Annotated in this window: 18 protein-coding genes and 1 pseudogene; 8 read left to right on the top strand and 11 right to left on the bottom strand. The window is 64.8% G+C overall.

Annotated features, from left to right (window positions below; genetic code table 11):
* Positions 1-531 precede the first annotated feature (531 nt).
* The 5 genes from EEB15_RS30225 to EEB15_RS30205 are packed head-to-tail and all read right to left on the bottom strand — an operon-like array spanning position 532 to position 7,883.
* Entirely contained in the window at positions 532-2,322 is a 1,791-nt protein-coding gene (locus EEB15_RS30225; RefSeq protein ID WP_141513699.1) for a DUF885 family protein, read from the bottom strand.
* Entirely contained in the window at positions 2,319-4,139 is a 1,821-nt protein-coding gene (locus EEB15_RS30220; protein WP_141513698.1) for a S8 family serine peptidase, read from the bottom strand. Before EEB15_RS30220 ends, EEB15_RS30225 begins: the two co-directional genes overlap by 4 nt.
* Positions 4,140-4,147: 8 nt before the next feature.
* Entirely contained in the window at positions 4,148-5,830 is a 1,683-nt protein-coding gene (locus EEB15_RS30215) for an ABC transporter ATP-binding protein (protein WP_141513697.1), read from the bottom strand.
* Positions 5,831-5,844: 14 nt separating this feature from the next.
* Positions 5,845-6,948 (bottom strand): ABC transporter permease, encoded by a 1,104-nt coding sequence (locus tag EEB15_RS30210; protein ID WP_141513696.1) that lies wholly within the window; start codon positions 6,946-6,948, stop codon positions 5,845-5,847.
* Positions 6,945-7,883 carry an ABC transporter permease gene (locus EEB15_RS30205; RefSeq protein WP_141513695.1) on the bottom strand — a complete coding sequence of 313 codons (939 nt, stop codon included), beginning with the start codon at positions 7,881-7,883 and terminating at the stop codon, positions 6,945-6,947. The genes EEB15_RS30210 and EEB15_RS30205 overlap by 4 nt, the downstream gene beginning before the upstream one ends.
* A 120-nt stretch (positions 7,884-8,003) precedes the next feature.
* Here EEB15_RS30205 and EEB15_RS30200 point away from each other — a divergent pair, with 120 nt between their 5' ends.
* The 7 genes from EEB15_RS30200 (at position 8,004) to EEB15_RS30170 (ending at position 17,259) form a co-directional block, all read left to right on the top strand.
* A complete protein-coding gene (locus EEB15_RS30200) occupies positions 8,004-9,821 on the top strand; it encodes an ABC transporter substrate-binding protein (RefSeq protein ID WP_141513694.1) in 1,818 nt (605 codons plus the stop codon).
* 2 nt (positions 9,822-9,823) lie between these two features.
* A complete protein-coding gene (locus EEB15_RS30195) occupies positions 9,824-11,635 on the top strand; it encodes an ABC transporter substrate-binding protein (protein WP_141513693.1) in 1,812 nt (603 codons plus the stop codon).
* 30 nt (positions 11,636-11,665) lie between these two features.
* Positions 11,666-13,285, top strand: coding sequence for a peptide ABC transporter substrate-binding protein (locus EEB15_RS30190; protein ID WP_141513692.1), 1,620 nt, complete (start codon positions 11,666-11,668; stop codon positions 13,283-13,285).
* Between the two features lie 9 nt (positions 13,286-13,294).
* Positions 13,295-14,215: an oligopeptide ABC transporter permease OppB gene (gene oppB / locus EEB15_RS30185; RefSeq protein WP_141513691.1), complete on the top strand. Its 921-nt coding sequence runs from the start codon at positions 13,295-13,297 to the stop codon at positions 14,213-14,215.
* A 2-nt stretch (positions 14,216-14,217) separates the two neighbouring features.
* Complete coding sequence (locus EEB15_RS30180) at positions 14,218-15,129, top strand: ABC transporter permease (protein ID WP_141513690.1); 912 nt, start codon at positions 14,218-14,220, stop codon at positions 15,127-15,129.
* Between the two features lie 103 nt (positions 15,130-15,232).
* Positions 15,233-16,243, top strand: a complete 1,011-nt coding sequence (locus EEB15_RS30175; RefSeq protein WP_141513689.1) for an oligopeptide/dipeptide ABC transporter ATP-binding protein — start codon at positions 15,233-15,235, stop codon at positions 16,241-16,243.
* On the top strand, positions 16,240-17,259 hold the full coding sequence (locus tag EEB15_RS30170; protein ID WP_141513688.1) for a dipeptide ABC transporter ATP-binding protein: 1,020 nt from the start codon (positions 16,240-16,242) through the stop codon (positions 17,257-17,259). Before EEB15_RS30175 ends, EEB15_RS30170 begins: the two co-directional genes overlap by 4 nt.
* 45 nt (positions 17,260-17,304) lie before the next feature.
* Here EEB15_RS30170 and EEB15_RS30165 read toward each other — a convergent pair whose 3' ends face one another.
* Together EEB15_RS30165 and EEB15_RS30160 are read right to left on the bottom strand one after the other, a co-directional pair.
* A complete protein-coding gene (locus tag EEB15_RS30165; RefSeq protein ID WP_141513687.1) occupies positions 17,305-17,712 on the bottom strand; it encodes a type II toxin-antitoxin system VapC family toxin in 408 nt (135 codons plus the stop codon).
* Complete coding sequence (locus EEB15_RS30160; RefSeq protein WP_141513686.1) at positions 17,709-17,960, bottom strand: AbrB/MazE/SpoVT family DNA-binding domain-containing protein; 252 nt, start codon at positions 17,958-17,960, stop codon at positions 17,709-17,711. The genes EEB15_RS30165 and EEB15_RS30160 overlap by 4 nt, the downstream gene beginning before the upstream one ends.
* Positions 17,961-18,178: 218 nt before the next feature.
* Here EEB15_RS30160 and EEB15_RS30155 point away from each other — a divergent pair, with 218 nt between their 5' ends.
* Positions 18,179-19,426 carry an MFS transporter gene (locus EEB15_RS30155; protein WP_233259685.1) on the top strand — a complete coding sequence of 416 codons (1,248 nt, stop codon included), beginning with the start codon at positions 18,179-18,181 and terminating at the stop codon, positions 19,424-19,426.
* A gap of 39 nt (positions 19,427-19,465) precedes the next feature.
* Here EEB15_RS30155 and EEB15_RS30150 read toward each other — a convergent pair whose 3' ends face one another.
* From EEB15_RS30150 to EEB15_RS30135, 4 genes and pseudogenes are all read right to left on the bottom strand, one after another.
* Positions 19,466-19,726 carry a hypothetical protein gene (locus EEB15_RS30150; RefSeq protein WP_199236670.1) on the bottom strand — a complete coding sequence of 87 codons (261 nt, stop codon included), beginning with the start codon at positions 19,724-19,726 and terminating at the stop codon, positions 19,466-19,468.
* A gap of 5 nt (positions 19,727-19,731) precedes the next feature.
* Positions 19,732-19,944: a hypothetical protein gene (locus EEB15_RS30145; protein ID WP_141513683.1), complete on the bottom strand. Its 213-nt coding sequence runs from the start codon at positions 19,942-19,944 to the stop codon at positions 19,732-19,734.
* A gap of 240 nt (positions 19,945-20,184) precedes the next feature.
* Positions 20,185-23,097, bottom strand: coding sequence for a TonB-dependent receptor (locus EEB15_RS30140; RefSeq protein WP_141513682.1), 2,913 nt, complete (start codon positions 23,095-23,097; stop codon positions 20,185-20,187).
* A 317-nt stretch (positions 23,098-23,414) separates the two neighbouring features.
* Positions 23,415-23,718, bottom strand: a pseudogene (locus EEB15_RS30135) (energy transducer TonB); the annotation flags it as partial.

The raw sequence follows: 23,718 nt of genomic DNA, 5'->3' as shown, positions 1-23,718 counted from the left end.
TCAAACAAGTGCCGCGAGCATGAGACGGTCGTGTCGCAAGCGACGTTGGGCCGCAAGACCGTCCACCGCGGGCGCCTGGGCTTTATTCGCGCCGCGGCCCGGCCATGCACGGCGTTGCAGTGACAGGGTGGCGTGCCAGCGGTGGTGCGCCGATGTGTTGGCGGACCCGTGAAGCGGTGGCACTCCACCGGTGGCGCGCCAACAATGTCTCTGCGAAGCTGTGCGTGGGCGGGCTGCGGCGCGAATAAAGCCCAGGCGCTTGCGCTGGGTGGCCCCGCGACCCAGCACGGCTTGCCGTGCGACCGTTTCATGCTCGCGAAAACTGTTTGACCGGAGCGAAGCGCAGGGAGTTTTTTCGCGCGGGTCGCGGGGTCTCCCGGCGCAAGGAATTCGGCAGGAGGTGCGAAGCACCGATGTCGAACGCCGTAGCCATCGCGCCGCAGCCCGCCCACGCACAGCTTTGCCGCGCGGCCTCAGAACACAACGAGAGGAGTCATGGATTGCGGGTCGAGCCCGCAATGACAGACCTGCCTACTTCACCGCTTCCGCGGCGATCCACTCGTCGATCACTCTTTCGAGCACGTCGAGCGGCAGGGATCCCTGATCGATCACGGCGTTGTGGAAGCGCCGGATGTCGAAGCGCGCACCCAGCTTCGCCTTGGCACGGTCACGCAGCTCGGCGATTTTCAGCGCGCCGATCATGTAGCCCAGCGCCTGGCCCGGCTGCGACACGTAGCGGTCCACCTCCGACGTGACGAAGGCGCGGTCCATGCCCGTGCGCTCCACCATGTAGTCGATCGATTGCTGGCGCGTCCAGCCCATGCTATGGATGCCGGTATCCACCACCAGCCGCGCCGCGCGGAAGATCTGCCACTGCAGGTGGCCGAACAGGCTGTAAGGATCGTCGTAGATGCCGACATCGCGGCCCAGCGTTTCGGCATACACGGCCCAGCCTTCGGCGAAAGCGACGTAACCGTCCTGCCGGCGGAAATTCGGCAGCGCACGCAACTCCGTGGCACGCGCGATCTGCAGGTGATGGCCGGGCACAGCCTCGTGCGCGGTGAGCGTGGCCATGCGCCAGATGGGCCGCGTTTTCCAGCCCAGGGCGTTTGCGTTGAAGTAGCCCGGGCGGCTCCCGTCCATCGCGGGGCCGTTGTAGTACTCGGCCGCATCGGGGCCGCGGAATGCGGGCATGGCGCGCACGCCGTAGGGGGCGCGCGGCAGTTCCGCGAACAGCCGTGGCATCTCGGCATCGATGCGCTTGGAAATGGCGCGGTAGCCGGCCAGCAGTGCGTCGCCGCTGGTGTGGAAGAACTTCGGATCAGTGTTGAGATGGTGGATGAACTGCGCGAAGTTGCCGGTCCACTTCACCTCATTCATCACGCCTTCCATCTCGGCGCGGATGCGCGCGACCTCGCGCTGCCCGATCGCATGAATCTGCGCGGCGGACAGGTTGGTGGTGGTCTGGTTCCGCACCAGCATCTCGTAGACGCGTGCGCCGTCCGGGTATCCGTGCAGTGCACCGTTCGCGGGCGCGCGCGGCAGGTATTCGTCGGCCACGAAAGCCCTGAGCTTGCGCATGGCGGGCACGACATGCCGTTCGATGGCGGCGCGGCCCGCGGCTTGCAGCGCCGCCTGTTCGGCCGATGGAATGCCGCTGCCCAGGCGCTTGAAGGGCACGTAGTACGGGCCGGCTTCCACGTCCGCGGGCAGTTGCGTGTCGATCTGCTTGAGCACGCGGTCCAGCACGTCACGTGACGAAACCCAGCCCAGCGCCATGCCCCGGCGCATCGCATCGATCTGCTGGTCCATCTGACGGGGGTAGGCCGCCATTCGCGACAGCATCTGCTCGACCTGCGCGCGGTTTTGCACCGGGCTGTTCTGCATCAGGTCCGCGAAATCGCTTTGCGCGCCGCCCAGTGCGCCCAGGTACAGGCTGCGGTAGCCCGGGAACGCTTGCTTGGCGACCCGCCGCTCGTGGTTGCCGATGAAAAGGTCCAGCGACAGGCGGACTTGCGCACTGAGCCGGTCACGCCGGAGCGTTTTCGCTTCGGCCAGCCAACTGCGGTTCTGCGCGTCGATGGCGGCGATGGCTTCAGCCGACTCGTCGGTCAGCCGGTCGTTGTAGCGCAAGTCGCCGCGGTAGGTGCTGCCTTCGGGGAAGCGGCGAGAGATATCTTCCCACTGCCGCTCGAACAACGCATGCAACGCCGCCGCCTCCTGCGCATCCGGGTCGGCCGCTCGTGCACCGACGCCGGCGCAACCCGTCGCGCCCAAGGCCAGGCACGCGGCCAGCGCGGGAACCAGCGTCCGGCGCTTCACGGCTGATAACCGGCCGCTGCGAGCGCCTTGGCCGGATGGATCAGCGTGCGGCGACCGTCCTCCGTGCGCTCGGCGGTACTGCGGATGATGGAGATGACCTCGGCCGGTTTGAGCGACGGCTTCACGGCCAGCATTTTTGCAGCGAGGTTCGCCACCTGCGGCGACGCCATCGAGGTGCCGGAGAAAGCAATGCGCCGGCCGCCCGGCACGAAACTGTCGACCTGATAGCCGTTGGCGTGCAGCAGCACCGTGGGGCCGTAGCTGGTGAACGACGCTTCGTCGCCGGCCTTGTCGACCGCGCCCACGGTCACCAGGTTGGGCAGCACGATGCTCGAGGGGTAGACGTCGTTGAAGGTCGCGTCGTTGCCCGAGTTGCCCGCCGCCGTGACGAACAGCACTTCCGGTGCCGATGCGATCGCGCGGGTCAGCGCCTTCAGGTGCAGATCGAAGTAGCCGCGCGCCAGCGTCTTGCGCTCCGCGGTGTCCTTGCCGATGCCGCATTGCTCCATCTCGACTTCGTATGAACGGAGGTCACCACCCCAGCTCATGTTGACTACACGCGCGCCGCTCTTGCGGATGAAGTCCACATACGCGCCGAACGATTCGGCGGCGCGCTGGTGCAGCTCGGGCGTCGGGCACGGGTCGGGCAGCAGGGTGTGGCCAAATTCGATGCGGGCGTTCGCGACGCGTGCATACGGATTGCCTGCCATCGCGATGCCGGCCACGTGCGTCCCGTGGCTGTACGAGCCGACCAGCCGCAGTTCTTCCACCGTGCCCTTGTACTGCGCGGGCGGCAGGTTCGACAGCAAGGCCTTGACCTCGGTGGCCTCGGCGCTCTCGATGTTCGACTGCAGGTCCGACATGCCCTTGCTGCGCGCCTGCAGGATCGGCATCTTCGACTGCAGATCGGCGGGCAGCGCCTTCAGCGCGTAGGGCGAGGGACGATTGTGCAAGTCGAACGCGATCATCGCGGGCTTGTCGCCCGTGGTGACCACGCGGCCGGGGAAGAGCTGCGTGTCCACGCCGCTGTCCCAGATGACCACGCCCACCGTGGCGTAATTGCGGCCGGCCGGCAGCGCGACGTCGCGCGCGGCCCAGATGTCGGGCTTGTCGACCTTGTTCGCGGCCAGGTAGCGGCTGTACGTCTCGACCAGGGTGGCCTTGAGCGGCAGCACGAACTCGAGCGCGTAGCGCGCGGAGATCATGTTGGGCACCAGGTCCGAGCTCAGTGCGCCGGTCTGCGTCGCAACCGGCTGCAGCACATTGCGCACGCGTCCCAGCGCGAGCGCTTCGCCGAAGGTTTCCATACCGCCCTTCGCGCTCTGGATGTCGTTGCGAATGACGAGGTAAGGATGCCTTGCCAGCTCTTCGGCGACGAGGCGGCCCACTTCGGATGTGTAGGCCGGCGAATTGCGTCCACCCGACCTCTTCGCCACGGCGGTGACGGCGCGCACAGTCAACCCGGAAAGCAGCTTGTCCGCCGGCTTTTCCTGCAGCTGCTGGACCTGCGCCGCACGCCGCAACGCGTCGTCGTAGCGGCCCTCCAGCATGTCCAGCTGCACCAATTGCCCCAGCAACTGACGGCGCGTCGCCGGATCGGTGATTTCGTAGCCGGCCAGCGTGGCCTCGATGTCGCGGCGCACCGACACGGCGAGCGCGTTGAAGCGTTGACCGTCCCGCACGATCGATTCGAGCTCGCCCTGCACGGGATAGCTGAAGCGCGGCAAGTCGTCGGCCTTGTCCACGCGCTTGGGGGTCTGCGCGAACGCGGCGGCAACGGCCAGGGCCGCCACCAGGGCGCAAATCGTCTTCTTCATTGTTGTTCTCACGTTTGCAGGGACGGCGCCGCGTAACCGCGCGGAATCGCGGCCAGCAACTGCTGCGTGTAGGGATGCTGCGGGCTCGAATAGATTTCGTCGGACGTTCCACGTTCGACGATCTCGCCGCGGTTCATCACGAGGATGTCGTCGGCCATGTACTTCACCACCGCGAGGTCGTGGCTGATGAACACGTACGTCAGGCCGAATTCTTCCTGCAGGTCCAGCAGCAGGTTGAGCACCGTGGCCTGCACGCTCACGTCGAGCGCGCTCACGCTTTCGTCGCAGACGATGATCTCCGGCTGCATGGTCAGGCAGCGCGCGATGGCGATGCGCTGGCGCTGCCCGCCGGAAAATTCGTGCGGGTACTTGCCGAAGGCCAGCGCCGGCAAGCCCACGCGCTCCAGCCAGCCCAGCGCGAGCCGCGCACGCGCATCGTCGTTCGCGCCGATGCTGTGGATGCGCATCGGCTCCATCAGGATCTGCCCGATGGTGAAGCGTGGATTCAGGCTGGCGTACGGATTCTGGAAGATGATCTGGATGCGCGGCCGATAGGGGCGCAGCTCGCCGGGCTTGAGCGCGGCCAGGTCTTTGCCTTCGAACATGATGGTGCCGCCGGTGGCGTCGGTCAGGCGCGTGAGCATCATGCCCAGCGTGGTCTTGCCGGAGCCCGACTCGCCCACCACGCCCAGCGTACGGCCCTTGTGCAGCGTGAAGTCCGCCAGCTTGACCGCGTCGATCACCTTGCGCTTGAACAAGCCGTCCTTCAGGCTGTACGCCTTGCGCAGGCCCTTGACTTCGATCAGCGCCGGGCCCTCGGCCGCGATGGGCTGGCGCTGCTCGGTGCTGACGGGGCGGTTGTTGACGACGTCGTCGATCACCGGAAGCCGGCGCGGGCGCGCATCCAAGCGCGGTCGGCAGGCCAGCAGGGCCTTGGTGTACGAATCCTGCGGGTCGTTGAAGATCTGGCCGACACGCCCCGCCTCGCGCACTTCGCCTTGCCGCATCACGATCACGCGGCTGGCCACTTCGCCGACCAGCCCGAGATCGTGGCTGATGAACAGCATGCTCATCTTGTGGCGCTCCTGCATGCGCGCGAGCAGGTCGACGATCTGCCGCTGCACCGTGACGTCCAGCGCGGTGGTCGGCTCGTCGGCGATCAGCAGCTTGGGCTCGCAGGCGATCGCCATCGCGATCATCACGCGCTGCTGCTGCCCGCCGGAAAGCTCGTGCGGGTACGCGTTCAGGCGCGCGCGCGGCTCGGGGATGCCGACTTCGTTCAGCAGTTCCAGCGTGCGATCTTGCACCGCGCGCCCGCTCATGGGCGTATGCACGCGCAGCACTTCAGCGATCTGGTTGCCCACGGTCAGCACCGGGTTGAGCGAGCTCATCGGCTCCTGGAAGATGACCGACATCTCCTTGCCACGCAGGCGGCGCATGTCCTCCTGGGGCAACTGCAACAGGTCGACGCCGTTGTAGAGGACGCGGCTGGCCGCATCGACCACGGCGTTGGGCGGCAGCAGCCGCACGATGCTCATGGCACTGACGCTCTTGCCGCTGCCCGATTCGCCGACCAGGGCGACGGTGGTGTTGGCGGGAATGTCGAAGCTCACGCCGCGCACGGCCTCGAATGTTTCCTTGCCCATGCGAAAACCCACGCGCAAGTTCTGCACTTCAATGAGTGAAGTCATTGTTTTGTTCCTGCTCAGCGGAGTTTCGGGTCCATCGCGTCGCGCAGAGCGTCGGTCAGGAGGGCAAAGGCGGTGACGAACGTGGCCATGAAGGCCGTTGCGGCGGCGAGCTGCCACCACTTGCCGAGGACCAGTTCGGTTTGCGCCTCGGCCAGCATGGTGCCCCAGCTGACCATGTCGATCGGCACGCCCAGGCCCAGGAACGACAGGATCACTTCGGCCTTGATGAAACTCACCACATGCAGGCTCAGTTGCACGAGCACCACGTGGCTGACGTTGGGCAGGATATGCCCGAACATGCGCGCCATGTTGCCGGCGCCGATCGCTTCCGCGGCTCGCACGTACTCGCGCGAACGGTGCTTGATGTACTCGGCGCGCACCAGGCGGTAAATGCCCGTCCAGCCGACGACGCCCAGGATGATGACGACGGGCGCGATGCTGCTGGAGAACACTTTGCCGAGCGGCCCGTACTTGAATACCGCGGCGAGCGCGAAGATCAGAAGGATGTACGGGATCGAAGTAAAAACGTTGTACAGCCACTCGAGGAAATCGTCGATCACGCCGCCGAAGTAGCCCGCGAAGGCGCCAAGCATGGTACCGATCAAGGTGGCCAGGAATGCCGCCGCGATGCCGACGAGGATCGACACCTGCGCGCCCTTCACGGCCTTGTCCAGCACGTCGCGCCCGATGCGGTCTCCGCCGACCGGCAAGGTTGTCGCGCGGACCGTGTCGACGGTCTTCACCTGCGCGGCCTTGGCCTCCCAATCCTTGTAGTAGGGTGCGAGTGGATCGATGTCGGAGAGGTCGACGTTCGGCAGCTTCGGCGCCTGTACTTCGGCCACCTGTTTTTCGTCCGCGCCAACGATGTGCGGCGGCGCGAACGGCACGCCGACTTCGCGCTGCCAGCCGTTGGCCAGCAGGCCGAGCTGGGCCAATGCGACCATCACGAGGAACACGCCGACGATCCAGAGCGAAATCATGCCGACGCGGTCGCCGCGCAGCCGGCTCCAGGCCTGGGCCCACACGCCGGGCGACTTGGGAATGGCGGCGAGAATCGGTGCCGCTGCCTCGGCGCCCGCGGCTTCGACGGGCGTGACGGTGGTGGAGGCCGCGGTCATTTCAGCACCACGCGGGGGTCGACGAACTTGTACAGCACATCGGTGATGAGATTGATGACCATGGTCAGCACGGCCAGGTAGATGGTCACGGCCTGGATCACCGGGAAGTCGCCGCGGCCGACGGCGGTGTAGACCTCGCGGCCGAGGCCGGGAATGGAGAAGAACACCTCGATGAGAAATGAGCCGATGAACACGCCGGGCAACTGCGTGGCCACGTTCGTGAGGATCGGGATCAGCGCGTTGCGCAGCACGTGCTTGAACAGGATGGTGTTTTCGGGCACCCCTTTGGCGCGCGCGGTGCGCACGTAATCGTGGCCGATCTCATCCAGGAAGAAGCTGCGGTAAAGACGGGTGTGCGGCGCCAGGCTCACCAGCACCGCCAGCATCACCGGGAGCGGCGCATACACCAGCAGGTTGGTGAGCGTGCTGTTGGTCCAGCCTTGCACCGGGAACCAGCCCAGCTGGAAAGCAAAGACGTACTGGCCGATGATCACGTAGACCAGGAAGCTGATCGACAGTGCCACGGTGCTGATGATCATCACCACGCGGTCCGTCAGGCTGCCCCGTACGTACGCCACGGCCATGCCGGCAACGATGGCCAGGCCGACCTCTAGCACCAGGATCGGCACCATGATGGTCAGCGTGGCGGGCAGGCGGGTCGCGAAGATGTTGGAAATCGTCTCTTTGGTGGTCCAGCTGGCGCCCCAGTCGAAGGTGACCACCTTCTTGACGAAGAGCCACAGCTGTTCGAGTACGGGCTTGTCGAGGCCGAGCTGCCTGCGGATCGAATCGATCTGCTCCTGCGTCGCCTGGAGCCCGCCCAGAATCTCCGCCGGGTCGTCGCCGAAGTACTTGAAGAGGAAGAATACGAGCAGGATGACCCCGGCCAGGGTCGGGATCATCTGCCAGATCCGTCGCAGGATGTATGAAATCATCGGTGGTAATCGCGTGTCGCGGTGGCGACTCGGGTTCTACTTGGGGAAACCGCTCGTGGCGGAAGGCTCGGCGCGCATTATGCTTGTGCACCGCGTTACCCCCACTAGGTGTTTCCTATCATGAACTTCCGAACCTGGGTACGGGCCATCAGCCTGTGCCTGGCGGTCGGTGCCCTCTTACCCGTTGGCGCCCTCGCAGCAAACCCTGAAAAAACCTTGCGCTATGCATTTCTCGGGCCCGAAACCGGGTTCGATCCAGCGCAAATCAACGACCTGTATTCGGCCGCCGTCATCGCGCACGTGCTCGATGCGCCGTACGAGTACGACTATCTCGCGAGGCCCGCGAAGATCAGGCCGAACCTCGCCGAGGCGATGCCGGAGGTTTCGCCGGATTTCCGCACCTGGACCTTTCGCATCCGACCGGGCATCTACTTCACGGACGATCCCGCGTTCGCCGGCAAGCCACGCGAAGTGACCGCCAAGGACGTGGTCTACACGTTCAAGCGCTTCTTCGACCCGAAGAACAAGAGTCCCAAGGTTGCCGGGTTCATCGAGGAGAAGATGATCGGCATGGAGGAACTGCGCAGGCAAGCGGAGGCTTCCGGCAAGTTCGACTATGACAGCGAAGTGGAAGGACTGCGCGCGCTAGATCGCTACACCGTGCAGATAAAGCTCGCCATTCCCAGGCCCCGCTTCCTTTACAACCTGGCCGACCCGGCCACGCTCGGCATCGTCGCGCGCGAAGTGGTGGAGAAATATGGCGAGGCCATCATGGAACACCCCGTGGGCACGGGGCCTTTCATGCTGCACGAGTGGAAGCGCGCATCGCAAATCACCCTGGTGCGCAACCCGACATACCGCGAAAAGATCTTTGATTCCGAGGGCGTCGACCCGTCCGGCGAAGCCATCGCCAAGCACTTGAAGGGCAAGAAGCTGCCGCTGGTGGACAAGGTGGTGGTTTCCATCATCGAGGAGCCCCAGCCCCGCTGGCTTTCGTTCCTGAACGGCGAGCATGACTTCATGGAACGCCTGCCGTTCAACTTTGCGAATTACGCCATCCCCAACAACAAGCTGGCTCCGAACCTGGCCAAGCGCGGTATTCAGATGGAACGCGTGCCGTTGTCGGACTTCACTGTCCTCTACTTCAGCATGGTCAACCCGATCCTCGGCGGGTATACGCCGGATAAGGTGGCATTGCGCCGGGCTATCGCGATGGCGATGAACAGCGGTGAGGAAGTGCGCCTGCCGCGGCGCAACCAGGCCATCGTGGCGCAGGGCTTCGTCATGCCCAACACCACGCTGTATGACCCCAACTACCGCTCCGAGATGGGAACGCATGACCGCGCCAAGGCGATCGCGTTGCTCGACATGTTCGGCTATACCGACAAGAACGGTGACGGCTGGCGCGACATGCCCGATGGCAAGCCGCTGGTGCTGGAGTACGACACACTCTCGCGCGCCGACTATCGCGAACTCGACGAGGTGTTGAAGAAGAACCTCGACGCGGTAGGAATCAAGATGGTCATGCGCGTCGGGCAATGGCCCGAGCAGCTGCGGATGTCCCGCAGCGGCAAGCTGATGATGTGGAACTTCGGCCAGTCGGCCACCACGCCAGACAGCGGCAGTCCCCTCGACATGGGGTACAGCAAGTCCGCAGGCCAGCAGAACCACTCGCGCTTTTCCAACAAGCGTTTCGACGAGCTGTACGAAAAGCAGCTCGTCATGGGCGACGGGCCCGAGCGCCGGGCCGCTATCAACGAGGCCCAACGCATCCTCATTGCCTACATGCCCTACAAGGTCAAGACGCATCGCATCGCGACGGACCTGTGGCAGCCGTGGGTGGTGGGCTACAAGCGGCACCCGTTCCGCCGCGACTTCTGGCAATACATCGACATCGATGCCGACAAGGCGCGCAAGAACGGCGCGCCGGCGATGTAGCCATGGCATTCTCACGCAGAATTTTGGCGCGATTCGCGCTGCTCGCGGCCGCGCTGTGCGCCCTCGCTCCGGCCGCCGCCCTCGCCGCGACCGAGAAGGTGCTGCGCTACGCCTTCCCCGTCGCCGAAACCGGGTTCGACCCGCCGCAGCTGTCGGACCTGTACTCGCGCATCATCACCGCGAACATCTTCGAGAACCTCTACGGCTATGACTACCTGGCCCGGCCCGCCAAGGTCCGTCCCGTGCTCGCCGCGGCCTTGCCCGAGGTCTCGGGCGACTTCCGCACGTTCACGATCAAGGTCCGGCCCGGCGTGCGCTTCGCGGCCGACGCCGCGTTCGAAGGCAAGGGCCGCGAAGTGACGGCTGCGGATTTCGTCTACTCGCTCAAGCGGGTGATGGATCCGAAGACCAAGAGCCCGCAGGTCTCGAGCTACGAAGAGGAAGGCATCCTCGGCTTCTCCGAGCTGCGCAAGAAGGCGCTGGCCTCCGGCAAGTTCGACTACGACACCGAGATCGAGGGCCTGCGCGTGCTCGACAAGTACACGCTGCAGTTCAAGCTGGCGCAACCGCGTCCGCGCTTCATCCTCACGCTGGCCGATCCCGGCATCGGCGGCGTGGTCGCGCGCGAAGTGGTCGAGAAGTACGGCGAAGCCATCATGGAACACCCGGTGGGTACCGGACCCTTCATGCTCAAGGAATGGCGGCGCTCCTCCAAGATCACGCTGGTGCGCAACCCGGATTACCGGGAGGTGCGCTTCGAGTCCGAGCCGAACCCGAAGGACCCGGAGTCCGTACGCATCGCCGCGATGATGAAGGGCAAGCGCCTGCCGATGATCGACCGCGTCGAGATCGCGATCATCGACGACCCGCAGCCGCGCTGGCTCTCGTTCCTCAACCGGGAATACGACCTGATGGAGCGGCTGCCGGAGAACCTGGCCACGCATGCCATCCCGAACAACAAGCTCGCGCCCAATCTCGCCAAGCAGGGCCTGCAGATGGATCGGGTGCCGCTGTCGGACATCCGCATGCTGTACTTCAGCATGACGCACCCCATCGTGGGCGGCTACACCCCCGAAAAGGTGGCGCTGCGCCGGGCGATTGCGCTGGCGATGAACGGCAACGAGGAAGCGCGGCTCGCCATGCGCGGCCAGGCAATGGTGGCGCAGGGCTTCATCATGCCCAACACCGCGAGCTTCGACCCGGACTACCGCTCGGAGATGGGCACTTTCGACCGGAAGAAGGCGGTCGCCCTGCTCGACATGTTCGGCTACGTGGACAAGAACGGCGACGGCTGGCGCGAGATGCCCGACGGCAGCCCGCTCGTGCTGGTTTACGACACGCTCTCCGCCGCCGACTACCGCGAGCGCGACGAGGTGATGAAGAAAAATCTCGACGCCATCGGCGTCAAGCTCGAGCTGCGCATCGGCAAGTGGCCAGAACAGCTGCGCAACTCGCGCGCGGGCAAGCTCATGATGTGGGGCTACGGCCTCTCGGCGAGCTCGCCCAACAGCGGCCCCGTGCTCGCCCTGGGCTACAGCAAGCAGGTCGGGGGCCAGAACCACTCACGTTTCAGCAATGCAAAGTTCGACGAGCTGTACGACAAGGTGCAGCTGATGCCGGACGGGCCGGAGCGCGATGCCGTGATGCGCGAAGCCCAGCGCATCCTGATCGCCTACATGCCCATCAAGGTGCGGGTTCACCGCATCGGCACCGACCTGATGCAGCCCTGGCTGGTGGGCTATAAACGCCACCCGAACGCTCGAGAGTTCTGGCAATACGTCGACATCGACCTCGCCAAGTTTCCGAAGAAGTAACCACCCTCCTCCAAGAAAGGGACTTATCCCATGACCGGTCAACCTCCATTCTCCAGACAGCTCGCGTTCACCGTGCTTGCCGCCGCTCTCGCTTTCCCCGCGGCCGCCGCCGTTGTCCCGCCGGGCACGCAACTCCACTCCACCCAGACACTGATCCGCAACAACGGCTCCGAAGCGGAAACGCTGGACCCGGCGGTCGCTGAATCCGTCGGCGCCAACAACATCACGCGCGATCTGTTCGAAGGGCTCACGGCCAACGACGCCGACGGCAACATCATCCCCGGCGTGGCCGAAAGCTGGAAGCAGACCAACGCGCTCACGTGGGTCTTCAAGCTGCGGCCGAACGCCAAGTGGTCCAACGGCGACCCGGTGACGGCGCAGGATTGCGTCTATGGCATCCGCCGCTTCCTCGACCCGAAGACGGCATCGACCTACTCGGCGACGTATGGGGTGTTCATCCTCAACGGCAAGGACGTGGCCACCGGCAAGAAGCCGCCTTCGGAAGTAGGCGTGAAGGCACTCGACAAGCACACGCTGGAAGTGAAGACGCCTTTCCCCGTGGCCTTCCTGCCCAGCCTGATGTCCAACAACAACCTGGGCCCGCTGCACCAGGCTTCGGTGGAGAAATTCGGCCGCGAGTGGACCAAGCCCGGCAACATGGTGAGCAACGGCGCCTTCGTGCTCAAGGAGTGGCTGGTCAACAGCCGCGTGGTGATCGAGAAGAACCCACAGTACTGGGACGCGGCCAACGTGCAGCTCTCGCGCGTGACCTACCTGCCGGTCGAGGACGGCAACGCCGACGTGAAGCTGTTCGAATCCGGCCAGAACGAAATGGTCTACCAGCTGCCGCCCGGCACCTACGAAGAGGCGAAGAAGAAGTTCCCGAAGGATGTGCGCAACGCCCCGATGCTCGGCTTGCGCTACTACTCGTTCCAGACCCAGAACCCGGCCTTCAAGGACGTGCGCGTGCGCAAGGCGCTCACCATGGTGATCGACCGCGACATCCTGTCGCAGCGCATCACCGCCGACGGCCAGACGCCCGCGTATGGGCTGATGGTCAAGGGCCTGCAAGGCGCCGACATGGCCGAGTACGAATGGGCCAAGTGGCCGATGGCCAAACGCATCGAGGAAGCCAAGAAGCTGCTGGCCGAAGCGGGCGTGAAGCCGGGCACCAAATACACCTTCTCGTACAACACCAGCGAATACCACAAGAAGATGGCCATCTTCGCGCAGTCGGAGTGGAAGACCAAGCTGGGTATCGCTATCGAGCTGGAGGCGATGGAGTTCAAGGTGCTGCTCAAGAAGCGCCATGACGGCTCCTTCCAGATCGCCCGCAACGGCTTCATCGCCGACTACAACGACGCCACCAACTTCCTGGCGCTGGTGCGCTGCGACTCGGACCAGAACAACAACTTCAACTGCAACCGCAAGGCCGAAGACGTGATCAATCAGGCCGAGCAGAGCGACGACACCGGCAAGCGCAAGGCGCTGCTGACCCAGGCCACGCAGATGATCATGGAAGACTACCCCATCATTCCGTTGGTGCAGTATTCGCTGCCCCGGCTGGTGAAGTCGTATGTCGGCGGTTACTCGCTGCTAAACGCGCAAGACCGCTTCCGCAGCAAAGACCTCTACATCATCAAGCACTGATCACACCTCATGTGGTCTTACACGTTGCGTCGCCTGCTGGCGACCATTCCTACGCTGCTGGCCGTCATCACGGTCAGCTACATCCTGGTCCACGCGGCACCCGGCGGTCCCTTCGACAGCGAGAAGCAAGTGTCGGCCGCGGTGCTTGCCAATCTGCAGGCGAAGTATCACCTCGATCTGCCGCCCTGGCAGCAGTACCTGCATTACCTCAACAACCTGATTCACGGCGACCTGGGCGCGTCGTTCCGATACGCCGACTGGTCCGTCAATGACCTGGTGGCCGCGGCGCTGCCGGTATCGCTGGCGATTGGCGGCCTGTCCCTGCTGATTTCATTCTTCGTCGGTGTCGCCATGGGTATCGCCGCCGCGCTGCGCCAGAACAGCACCGCCGACTACAGCGTGATGCTGGTGGGCACCATCGGCAGCGTCGTGCCCTCTTTCGTGATCGGCCCGGTGCTGGTGCTGGTGTTCGCGCTGTGGCTGCGCTGGCTGCCCGCCGGCGGTTGGGACAACTTTGCGCCGCAGTTCATGATCATGCCGATCGCCCTGCTCACCTTCATCAACGTCGCCACCATCGCGCGCGTGATGCGCGGCAGCCTGATCGAGGTGATGCACAGCAACTTCATCCGCACCGCGCGGGCCAAGGGCCTGCCGACGCGTGTGGTGGTGCTGCGGCATGCGCTCAAGCCCGCGCTGCTGCCGGTGATCTCGGTGCTGAGCCCGCTGGCGATCTCTTCGATCACCGCGGCCCTGGTGACTGAGACCGTATTCTCGCTGCCCGGCATCGGCAAGCTGATCGTCAACGGCGCCGGCAACCGCGACTACACGCTGGTGCTGGGCCTGGTGGTGCTGATCACGGTGCTGGCGGTGCTGCTCAACCTCGTGGTCGATCTCGCCTACGCGGCACTCGACCCCAAGATCCGATATTGAGCATGCTGTTCTTTACCCGACGCAAAGCGCTGGTCGACGAGCTGGTCCTGGCCGCTACAGCCCCACCCGGCCGCAGCCCGTGGGCCGACGCCCGCACACGCTTTGTGCGCAACAAGGCGGCGGTCGCGAGCCTGATCGCGCTCTTGATCATCGGCGCGCTGTGCGTCTTCGGCCCGTTCGTGCTGCCGCACGACTTCGACACCGCCGACTGGGACGCGATGAAATTGCCGCCCACGCTCAAGAACATGCACTGGTGGGGCACCGACGAATCCGGTCGGGACCTGCTGGTGCGCTGCCTGATCGGAGGCCGCATCTCGCTGATGGTGGGCCTGCTCGCCACCTTGTGTTCCGTTGCCGTGGGCATCGCCTGGGGCGCAACCGCCGGCTTCCTGGGCGGCAAAGTCGACAACTTCATGATGCGCGTCGTTGACATGATGTACGCCATCCCCTACCTGCTGATCGCGATCCTGCTGGTCACCATCCTGGGCCGCGAGTTCTATCTGGTGGTGCTGGCGATCACGGCGTTCTCGTGGATGGACATGGCGCGCGTGGTGCGAGGCCAGACGCTGTCTCTGCGGACGATGGAATTCGTCGAAGCGGCGCGCGCCATCGGCGTGCCCACGCGGCGCATCATCTTCAGCCACATCGTGCCCAACCTGCTGGGCGTGGTCGTGATCTACACCACCGTGACGGTGCCTTCGGTGATCCTGACCGAATCCGTGCTGTCGTTCCTGGGCCTGGGCATCCAGGAGCCGATGACCAGCTGGGGCGTGCTGATCCACGACGGCACCAACATCATGGAAGTGGCGCCATGGATGATCCTGTTCCCGGGTGCGCTGCTGTCGATCACGCTGTATTGCTTCAACTTCATCGGCGACGGCCTGCGCGACGCGCTCGACCCCAAAGAGAGATGACCCACCCCCGAAGCGGCCTGCGGCCGCCTCCCCCTCAAGGGGGCGCCGCCAGCGGCCCGGCAAAGCCGGTTCCGCGGCGGCCCCGCGAAGGCATTCCACCCTTATGAATCACGCCAAGAAGCTGATCGAGATCGACGACCTCTCCGTCAAGTTCAAGACGCCTGACGGCGAAGTGACCGCCGTCAACGGCCTGGGCTTCTCGCTGGAGCGCGGGCAGACTTTCGGCATCGTCGGCGAGAGCGGTTCGGGCAAGAGCCAGAGCATGCTGGCGCTGATGGGCCTGCTCGCGGCCAACGGCCGCGCAACGGGCCGCGCCCTGTTCAACGGCGAAGACCTGCTTTCCATGCCCGCGAACGAGCTGAACCGCATTCGCGGCAACCGCATCGCGATGATCTTCCAGGACCCGATGACGTCGCTCAACCCGTATCTCACAGTGGAGCGGCAGATGACGGAGGTGCTGGAGCTGCACAAGGGCTTGACGCGCAAGAGCGCGCTGACGCTGGCCATCTCCACACTGGAGCAAGTGCGCATCCCCGACGCCGCGCGCCGCATCCGCATGTACCCGCACGAGTTCTCCGGCGGCATGCGCCAGCGCATCATGATCGCCATGGCTCTGTTGTGCCAACCCGACCTGCTGATCGCCGACGAACCGACCACGGCGCTGGATGTGACGGTGCAGGCGCAGACCATGGCGCTGCTGCGCGACCTGCAACGCGACTTCGGCACCGCCATCATCCTCATCACGCACGATCTCGGCGTCGTCGCGGGCCTGTGCGACCGGGTGATGGTTCTGTATGGCGGCCGCATCATGGAACAGGGCAGCGCCGAAAGCATCTTCTACCGCCCGACCCATCCCTACACCTTGGGCCTGCTCGGCGCGGTGCCGCGGCTGGACCATGAAGGCGACCGCCTGCTGGCGATCCCCGGTGTGCCGCCGAACATGGCGCACCTGCCGCCCGGCTGCCCGTTCAGCGAGCGCTGCACCTTCGTGATGGATCGTTGCGCCACGCAGCGGCCGCCGCTCGCGCGTGCGCCGAACGATCCGCTGGTGCTGCGGGCGTGCCATCGGGAGGTGGCTGAAGTCGTCCGGGTGGCAGAGGGGGTGCTCTCATGAGTGAAGCCGCCCTCACCCCAGCCCTCTCCCAAAGGGAGAGGGAGCGGGATCCCTTGCTTTCCGTACGCGACTTGCATGTGCATTTCAAGGTGCGCGGTGAAGGGTTCCTGGCCAAGCACCGCACGCTCAAAGCGGTCAACGGCGTGAGCTTCGACCTGTACCCCGGCGAAACGCTCGGCATCGTCGGCGAATCGGGCTGCGGCAAGTCGACGCTGGCCCGCGCCGTGCTCAATCTGATCCCGCCCACCGCCGGCAAGGTGGTCTGGCTGGGCCGCGACATGTCGGGCGCCACGCCGGGCGACTGGCAACAGGTGCGCAAGAACGTGCAGATGGTGTTCCAGGATCCGCTGGCATCGCTCAACCCACGCATGAACGTGGCGCAGATCATCAGCGAACCGCTGCGCACACACCGCCCCGACCTGAGCGCTGCCGACGTACTCGCGCGCGTCAAGGCGATGATGGTGAAGGTGGGGCTGAACGAGGCGCAGTTGTACCGCTACCCGCATGAATTTTCCGGCGGGCAATGCCAACGCATCGGCATCGCCCGCGCCCTGATCCTCGAACCCAAGCTGATCGTTTGCGACGAGCCGGTCTCGGCTCTGGACGTATCGATCCAGGCCCAGATCATCAACCTGCTGCGCGACCTGCAAAAAGAAATGCATCTGGCGCTGGTGTTCATCGCGCACGACCTGGCCGTGGTCAAGCACGTGAGCCAGCGCATCCTGGTGATGTACCTGGGCCGCGTGATGGAGCTATCGCACAAGCACGAGCTGTACGCCGACCCCAAGCACCCCTACACGCGCGCGCTGCTGTCCGCGGTGCCGCTGGCCGACCCGCAGCTGGAACGCGGCAAAGTGATCCAGATGCTGCAGGGCGACCTGCCCTCGCCGATCGACCCGCCTTCGGGCTGCGTGTTCCGCACGCGGTGCCCGCATGCGTTCGACCGCTGCGCTGCCGAAGTACCGCCGCTGAAGGCGATCAACCCCCACACGCAGGCGGCCTGCTGGTTGTATTGATGGAGGTTGCCGGGCCGACCGCGCGAAGGGGAAGATACGAAGGAGTCACTGGCCACCTCGCAAAAGACGTGCTGGTTGGCCCTGTGCCATGAGCAGCGTAACAGCCTTCTTGTCGAAGGAGACAAAGGTTTCTCCACCGAGCCAGGTCCCCTCATAGGCAATGATGCCGTCCGCGAAATCCCCGCCCGCTTCGAGTATCGACAGGCCTGCCTCCACGGCGGGCCTGTTCACTTCCACGTTTGCAGCGGCGAGCAGTGCGCGGATCGCGGTCGCCGCGTCAGAGGGTTGAAAGCCGTAGACCTTGCGGAGGACCCACACAAACTCACACAGGCACGGCAGTGCTACTGCGATCAATTCGGCATCGGTCAAGACCTTGGCGGCGGCGCGTGCCTGCGGCAGGTCGTCGCGGACGACAGCGCGAACAAGAACGTTGGTGTCGACAGCAACCCTCATTCCTTGGCGGCCCAACCACGCGCACTTGCCTCGTTGATTTCCTCGATGGTTGCGACTTTCTTTGTCCGACCTGCCAGCAACCCGATGAAGCCGTCAATCGTGCCGGCAGGCCGGGCTGCTTTGAGCATGCCCCGGCCATCTGGCAGCAAATCCAACTCGATCTTTTCCCCCGGCTTGATGCCGAGGTGTTGCAGCACATCTTTTCTAAACGTCACTTGTCCCCGTGCGGTCACTGTCAATGTTGCCATGGCATCGTCCTCGCAGTCTTTCAAATGGACACCAACACTATAAGGCAAAACTGCATTACAAGAGCGGGGCCCCGATCTTCGAGCATTGCGAAGCTTCTACGGGGTGTCAAAATGCCTGACACAGCAGATCAACGAGTTCAATGATGGCAGAGCCCACCGGGGAAACGTCCGTTCGGGCAGAGCCTGTCGAAGCCTCGGCAAGAGGTTGGTTCGCGCGCTTGGCCCTCGCGCCTGGCGACCTGCTTCGCGACAAGCAGTACCGCCCGTTGTGGCTGTCGATTTTGACCAGTTCCTTCGGCAGCCAGATCACCATGCTGGCGATCCCGCTCACGGCGGCGGTGCTGCTGCACGCGACGCCGACGCAGATGGGTCTGCTCACCGCCATGGAGATCGCGCCGTTCGTGCTGTTCTCATTGCCCAGCGGCGTCTGGCTCGATCGTGTGCGCAAGCTCCCGGTTTACGTCGCCGGCGAACTGGCCATCGCGCTCGTTCTGGCGAGCGTGCCCGCCGTGTGGGCGCTGGGCTGGCTGGGCATCGGCTACCTGTACGTCGTCGCTTTCGTCATCGGCACGGTGGCCACGACAGCGGGCACCGCCGCCCAGATCGTGCTGACCCAGGTGGTGCCGCGTTCGCGCCTCGTGGAGGCGCACGCCAAGAACGCACTGGCCAGCTCGGCCGCGGAGGTGGCGGGGCCCGGCGTCGCGGGCGCTTTGATCCGGCTCGTGGGCGCGCCGGTGGCGTTGCTCGCCGACGCGGTGTTGCTGCTGTTCAGCGTGGTGATCCTGCGCGGGCTGCGCATTCACGAAACGCCGGGCGCCAAGGTGCCCGGCCAGTTCTGGGACGCGCTCAAGGAAGGCCTGAACTTCGTGCGAGGTTCGCGGCTTCTGGTGGTGCTGGCGCTGACGGTAGGCCTCTGGCAGATGTGCTACCACGCCACGATGGTGGTGCAGATCCTGTTCGCCACGCGCGAACTGGGGCTCAACGAGCGGCAGGTGGGCCTTTGCTACGTGGGGCTGGGCATCGGCACCGTGGTGGCCGGCATGCTCGGTCACCGGATCTCGGCGCGCATCGGCACCGGTCCGAGCTTGCTGTGGGGCTGCGCGATCTGCGGCGCCGGCTGGCTGCAGCTCGCCGCGGCGCCGGCCAATGCGTGGGGCGTCGCGTCATTCGTTTTCATGCTGGTGTGCTTCGGCTTGGGGGCGGTGCTGATCTTCATCAACTTCCTGGCGCTGCGCCAGGCCGTGACACCCGAGCCGCTGCTGGCACGCATGACCAGCACCATGCGTTGGTTGATTTTGATCCCGGCTTTGCCTGGCGCATTGTTGGGCGGGTGGTTGGGGGAGCACTTGGGGCTGCGCTGGGCTTTGGCGGCGGGTGGTGTGGGCGCGCTGGCCCTTGCCGTATGCGGTTGGAAGATGACCCTCCTGCGTGACCTAAGGGGCTTGCCTTCGGCAGCGAAAGAATAGCAAGGCAAGTGCGCCAGCCTGCGCCCGTGAAACCGGGCATCACAGTGACCTGAGCAACGCCTCGTATTGCGGATGCGGGCCTACCCAGAACCAGACGAGCGTATCGTCTTGAAGCACGCCGACCGCTCGCCAGTCAAGATCAACGCGAACCGAGTAGATGGGCAAACGCGCATGAATCTTCTTGAACCGGAGTGACGGATGCGCCGGATTGTCTTTCCACAATCGGTAGGCATCCTTGATGCGCATTTGACGTTCGGACGGCGCCGAAGCGAACAACAACCGAAACTTTTCGGTCGTCACAGACTTCATAAATTGTCGAGCGGCTTCGTCTTGCCGGCCACAAAGTCTGCCAGCGCTTCCGATGCTAGGGCCTCAAGCACGGTTTCCGATCTGGCGAACGAAACCGACCAGCGCTGCTCCGAGGCAATTTCTTCGAGCAAAATAGCCGCGAGAACGTCCTGCTCCTCGGGAGGAAGTTTTGTAGCCACTGCCACTGCGGAGGTGAGTGCCTGGGTCATGCCTGAACCTTAAGAAGGTGACCTCGATTTTACCGCGACCCGTACTGCTATGGCGGGCCCCATCCCGCCAAGCCTTAAGGACCTCCTATTCGATGGTTGTGGCACAGGATGCGGCGCCACAACTCGAATTCACGCGCAATGAAAAGGCGGGGCCAAATAGAAAGCCACCGCCGAAGCGGTGGCTTTCTTGTTCTGGAGTTGGTCAGGCAGAGGCGAACCCCTGCCCTAGCCGTCGCGCGATCAGAACGCGTGACGCACGCCGACGCTGTAGAAGCGGCCCACGGCACCGCTGTAGTCCAGCGGGTTGTAGCTGACGGCACCGTAGGTGGTCTGGTCCAGCGGCGGCTTCTTGTCGAGCAGGTTGCGGATGCCACCGAAGATCTCGGTCTTGTCGTTCAGCTTGTAGCGAGCGGTGACGTCCAACGTGGTGAACGAACCGACCCTGCAAACCGGGGTGTCATCGGCCAGGTGGCTGGCGCAGTCTTCGTCGCCTTTGGCGAACTTGTTGCTCAGCTTGCCACGGTAGTTGATGACGCTGGCGACACGCCACGGGCCCATTTCCCAGGCCGCAGCCAGGTTGATACGGTCCTTGGGCGTGCCGATGCAGTTGGTCACGTCGCAGTTGCCGTGCGTGCCGGCGAACTCCAGTTCCGTGCCGTCCGGCTCGACGCGCAGCCACTTGACCAGGTGGGTCCAGGTCATGCCGACAGTAACCTTGCCGTTACCGCCGGACAGGTCCCAGCGATGCTTGAAGTCCAGGTCGATGCCGCGGATCGTCGACGACGAGGAGTTGATGTAGTTGGTCAGCACAGCGGTAATGGGACCGGGATCGCCGGGGTACGCAGGCAAGGCACCTGCCGGGTCACGAGCAACGTGGCCCGCCGCGATGGCCGCAGCGCTGGTTTCCTGGTTGATCTCGGCCTTGCGTTTGATCTGCCACAGGTCGACCGCGATGCTGGTCTTGGGCGTGATGTCCCACACGGTGCCCAGGGTCAGGCTGGTGGCCTTCTCCGGCTCGAGGTTGGGGTTGGGCGACGTGATGATGGCGACGTTAGCCGCGCTGCACCCGATCGTTTGCGCTGTGGCGGCGCAACGTGCCGGGTCAGCCGCCGTCGTGAAGGCAGCCAGACCGCCGACGCCGTTCTCAGCCGCGCCCGGTGCGCGGAATGCCTTGGCATAGGTGCCGCGAACCGCCAGGCTGTCCAGCGGACGCCACTTGGCACCCAGCTTCGGGGTGACGGAGGTGCCGACATCGCTGTAATGGTCGGCACGTGCGGCGGCGCTCAGTTCCAGGCGCTTGGTCACCGGGAAGTTGGCTTCGCCGAACAGTGCCATCACGGTGCGCGAGCCGGAATAGGCAGAGTAGCCCAGGCCGATGATGTTGCCGCGGTCGGTGCCGGTCGTCGGGTTCAGGCTGACCGATTCACGGCGGGCTTCAGCGCCCAATGCGATGCCGATCGGGCCGCCCTGGAGCTGGCCGATTTCGCGCGAAACCTTCAGGTCGATCTGCGTGGTCTTCGCGCCCGCGTCGTTGCCGATCTCGGGCGCCAGCGCTGCGTACAGCGCAGCCGAGTTCAAATTGGCGTTCTCGCCGATGCGCCAGAACGAGCCCGCGGGCAGCGCTGCGTAAGCCGCGTTGTTGGCGGCCGCCACTGCGGCGTTGGTTTGCGTCGTGGAGAGCTGCGTGGCGCCCTGGCCCAGCGGGTTCAGCAACGCGAACGCAACGTCCCGCTGCAGGAAGCCGCCGCGCGTGTTCGACACCTTGTTCTCGGAATACAGGAAGGCAGTGTCGTAGTCCCATGCATTCCACGTGCCCTTCACGCCAACCACGAAACGGGAGAAATCCCCGTCGACGTGGCTGGTGCGCGGGCCAACGTCGGCCGCCAGGTAGCGCAGGCGGGCAGCCGTGCCGAAGTACGGGTTGTCGGGGTGGTTCGATCCGAGGCGCTGGTCGGCGTTGTTGACCGGGCCGCCAGGGTAGCCGGTCGAACCGTGAACGCCGGACGGCGTGCCCGAAGAGTCGGACTCGTTCTTGTACAGGTTCAGTTCGGCGTACAGCTCGGTCTGCGCATTGAGCTGCTTGGCAAAGCGGCCGAAGAAATTGATGGTCTTGGCCGAGGGCTGAACCTGCGAGTACTGCTGGGACGCGTCGGTCAAGCAGCCGCCGCCCGGGTCGCCCTGCGGAAACCCGCCGGCCATTGCCGCGCAAGCACCAGGGAACTCTCGCGTATGGTTGGCGGCCGCGGACGTGTCGTGGCGGCTGAAGTAGAGGTTTTGGGTTTCCGAACCGGGCGTGGGGTTGCGCACGTTGCCGATGACGGAGCTGACGGCCGCGCCGCCGCCGGCGATGATGGCACCGGTACCGCCGTTGACACCACCGGTCGAGTCGGCGCTGTAGCCTTCCGGACGCAGGTCGGAACGGCCCACTGCGCCGCGGCCTGAGCGGTCGCGGTTCCAGATCTCGCCCTTCTTGCTCAATTCAAGGTTCAACAGCACGTTGAAGCCTTGCGTTTCCATGTCGCCGAAGCCGTGCGTGATGGTGGCGCGCGCCTCGGTGCCGTCGTGATAGCGCGATGTTCCGCCACTCGCCGTAACGACGGTGCCCTTGAAGCTCTTGCGCAGGATGATGTTGACCACACCGGCCATGGCGTCCGAACCGTAGATGGCGGAGCCGCCGTCTTTCACGATTTCGACGCGTTCAACGGCTTCCAGCGGGATGACGTTCAGGTCGGTGAAGACCTTTTGGCCGTCGTCGGCAAGGCCGTACGGGGCGATGCGGCGGCCATTGATGAGCACCAGGGTCGACGCGGCGCCCATGCCGCGCAGCGAGATGCCCGATGCACCCGGCGCGAAGCCGTTGCCGAACGTGGTGGGCACGGAGCCCTGGTTGTCCACTGACAGCGTCTGCAGGTACTCGGCGACTGACGCCTTGCCTGAGTTCTGGATTTCTTCGCGCGTGATGGTCTGGACCGGCGATGCCGTCTCAGTATCGGTCCGCCGGATGTTGGACCCGGTGATTTCGACGCGTTGCAAGGAAGATGCGGGTTGAGCAAGGGTCTCCTGCGCAATCATCATCGACGCGGTGCCGCACAACGCCGTGATGATGGCGCGTGAGACAACCGTTTTTCTAAACCTTTGTGTACCGGTTTTCATGAATTCTCCAGACTTGTTCCTACCGAAAGAGTTAGGGCTTTGCCCTCCCTCGCAATTTGGATGGGCAGCCACGGGTACGGCTCCGTGGTACTGCACAGTCCAGCTGGTGTTTTTACACAACTGACACAGCGCCGTCACCCGGCTAATACCCGGGTTTGGCCGGTTTGTTGCCCAAATACATCGGCCTGATTTCACCGTCCGCTTGGCGACACCGCGCTATAGATGAGCATCGACCTTGGTTGGTGCATCCTCCGCACTACGCCCACCAATAAGAAAGGGCCCTGACGGGCCCTTTCTTTAGTGAGGCCGAAGGCCCATCACTCGATCTTGAAGTTGAATTCCTGCGTGGCGATGATGTCGCCCGAACCGCTGACGCAGCGGTACTGCATCATGGCGGTGCGCACCGCACCATGAAATACGCGCGGACCCGAAAGAATGGTCACTTCACGCACCGCGCCGTCACGGATGACCGCTTGCGCCTTCACGACGCCTTCAGCGCCTTCCTTGATGGCCTGGCGGGGCATGTCGGGCTTCACCTGTGTGGGACACGCCACGCCCATTTCCTGCCGGCCTGCCGGGGCAGCAGGCGGCGCGGGCGGGGGCGGCGGCGCGATCACAGCC

Origin of the sequence: Ramlibacter sp. WS9 (assembly GCF_003797765.1) — a bacterium.
Lineage (GTDB): Bacteria > Pseudomonadota > Gammaproteobacteria > Burkholderiales > Burkholderiaceae_C > Ramlibacter.
Note: the sequence above shows the minus strand (reverse complement) of the source record. Positions and strands in the feature narration are given on the sequence as shown.